Annotated in this window: 2 protein-coding genes and 1 pseudogene; all 3 read right to left on the reverse strand. The window is 71.6% G+C overall.

Annotation, left to right across the window (positions count from 1 at the left end; genetic code table 11):
• A partial coding sequence (locus tag AS93_RS0117940) for an AMP-binding protein (protein WP_027591868.1) occupies positions 1-1,271 on the reverse strand: 1,271 nt, incomplete at its 3' end.
• Positions 1,255-1,935 (reverse strand): thermostable hemolysin, encoded by a 681-nt coding sequence (locus AS93_RS0117945; protein ID WP_037010027.1) that lies wholly within the window; start codon positions 1,933-1,935, stop codon positions 1,255-1,257. The genes AS93_RS0117940 and AS93_RS0117945, both read right to left, overlap by 17 nt.
• A 118-nt stretch (positions 1,936-2,053) precedes the next feature.
• Positions 2,054-2,437: pseudogene (locus AS93_RS20905) on the reverse strand (DUF3417 domain-containing protein); the annotation flags it as partial.

Here is a 2,437-nt window from a genome sequence, read left to right on the forward strand (position 1 = left end):
TCGGCCAGTTGCGCGTCCGGGCAGTCGGCGCGGCGCGGCACCAGCACGGCGACGTTGCCCGGCAGCGCCTCGCCGTGCAGCCAGGCCTGGGCGATGGGCAGTTGCTGGACCAGCTCGGCCTCGACCCATTCCGGGTTGACGTTGCGGCCGTAGGCGGTCACGAACTGGTGTTTCTTGCGCCCGCGCAGGGTCAGGAAGCCGTCCTGCAGTTCGCCCAGGTCGCCGGTGATCAGCCAGTCGCCGGACAGCGGCGGCTCGCCCAGGTAACCGAGCATGCGCGCGCCGCGCACCCAGACTTCGCCGTCCTCGGCCAGGCGCAGTTCGACATGCGCCAGGGGCCGGCCGACGCTGCCGATGCGGCGCGCCTCGGGTGTGTTCAGGCACACCACCGAGGCGCACTCGGACAGGCCGTAGCCCTCGAACACCGGCAGGCCCAGGCGGTCGGCCCGCTCCAGCAGCTGCGGCGCCACGCGTCCGCCGCCGACGGCGACGAAGCGCAGCGAATCCGGCAGCGCCACGCCCTGCTCCGCCGCCGTCACCAGCGCCAGCAGCAGCTGCGGCAGCAGTATCAGGCTGTTGGGGCGCACCGCATGCAGCAGCGCCAGGAAACGCGCCACGTCGAAGCCGCTGGCGCCCTGCAGCCCGACCTGCGCCAGCGGGCGCAGCTCCACGGCGGCGCCGGCCAGCAACGGGGCGTAGATGCCGGCGAGGTTCTCCAGCAGCGTGGCCAGCGGCAGCACGCACAGATGGCGCGTCACCTGGCGGCTGCTACTGGCCAGTTCCAGGCTGTCGGCCACGCGCAGCAGGGTCGCGTCGTCCAGGCAGACGCCCTTGGGCTGGCCGGTGGTGCCCGAGGTGTAGGTGATCTTGCAGGTACCGGGCGGCAGTTCCGCCTGACGCGCCGGCACGCGGCGCAGCAACCCGCCTTCCTCGCGGAAGCCGCAGGCCTGGCTGGCCGGCCCCGGGGCGCCGAGCAACGCATCGACGCCGGCGTCCTGCAGCACATGGATCTGCTGGTCATCGGAGAAGAAGCCCGGCAGCGGCACGCAGACCAGTCCCGCGCGCAGCAGTGCCAGATCCCACAGCGCCCACTCCAGGCCGTTGTCCAGCGCCAGCGCCACGCGCCGCACGTCCCAGGCCCGCAGGCGTTCGACCCGCGCATCGATTTCGGCGAGCAGCGCGGCATAGTCCAGCAGGCGTTCGCCGTCACTCAGCGCCGTGCCGCTATGGGCGGTCAGGCGCGTCCAGAACCGTTCAGCAACCGACGGCATGGGCCAGCCCTCCGTGGTAGCGCGGCTGATGACCGAGACGCGCATACATGCCCAGCTGCAGCAGTTGCCGGTGGCCGGGCAGGATCTCGCCGACCATCACCTGCGGCCGGCTGGCGTAGTAGCTGCCCCAGTCCTCGCGCTCGGCACCCAGGCGCGCCGGATCAGCCTCGCCCAGCGGCAGCGGCGCCAGGCCCAGGCGCTGGAAGCTGTTGAGCAGTTCGCGAGTGCCGGTGAAGGCCACCCACTGAAAACCTTCGCTGATCAGCAGGTCGGTGAGCGCGACGATCAGCAGGCGCGCCGAGGCGGCGCCGGTGGCGGCCAGGTTGCCCACCTCGACGATGGCGTCGCGCGGCACCTGCCGCGCATGGCGACGGGCGATCTCGCCCTCCAGCGGCGCGTCCAGGTAGCGCTCGAGAAACAGCGGCTGGCGAGCCGGACGCAAGCCCACCGCCCCCTGTACCACCCCACGCTCGTCCAGCAGACCGAGCAGGCAGGGCAGGAAATGATGAATGCGCGCCTGGTGTTCGTCGGCGAAGCGCTGGCGAATGAACGCTTCCAGCGTCTGCCGCAACGGACCGCCATCGGCCTCGGCGCGGCGCAGGTACAGCGGCGTGTCGCGGCCAATGCGCGCCAGGGTGTCGGTTTCGTGTTCGGGCTCAAGCATGCGGGGGCGTCCTCTGCGGAAATGATCCGAGAGGCATCTTCGGCACCCAGGCTTAAGAAATTCTTAGGTTTCCTGCGGCAAGTACCGGCGCGCGGCGACTTTTCGCAACGAGCCGGCTTCAGCGTTCCCAGAGGATATGCGCGCTCTCCAGCGGCACCTTCGCGTCAGGGTGCGCCGGCACCACGCGCAGCGTGTAATCGCCGGCCGGGCGTTCGGCGGGCAGTTCCAGGCGATAGGCGTAGCCGTGGGTGGCGCCGACCAGTGCATGGGCGCGCTGCAGCGCCCGGCATTCGGCCGGCTGGCCGTCGGCATACAGCTCGACACGCACGGCGTCGGCGTCCAGGTCGCCCAGGTACAGCTGCGCCTCGACCTGGTGCAGGCCGGCCTGGGTAGTCACCCGCACCTCGCCGATGCGCAACGAGGCCCATTTCTCGTCCAGTTCGCGCTGCCAGCGCACCAGCGCGGCCGCGCGCGCGCCCCGCTCGGCCGCACGCTCCCGGTA

Origin of the sequence: Pseudomonas sp. RL (genome assembly GCF_000647775.1) — a bacterium.
GTDB classification, from domain to species: Bacteria; Pseudomonadota; Gammaproteobacteria; order Pseudomonadales; family Pseudomonadaceae; genus Serpens; species Serpens flexibilis.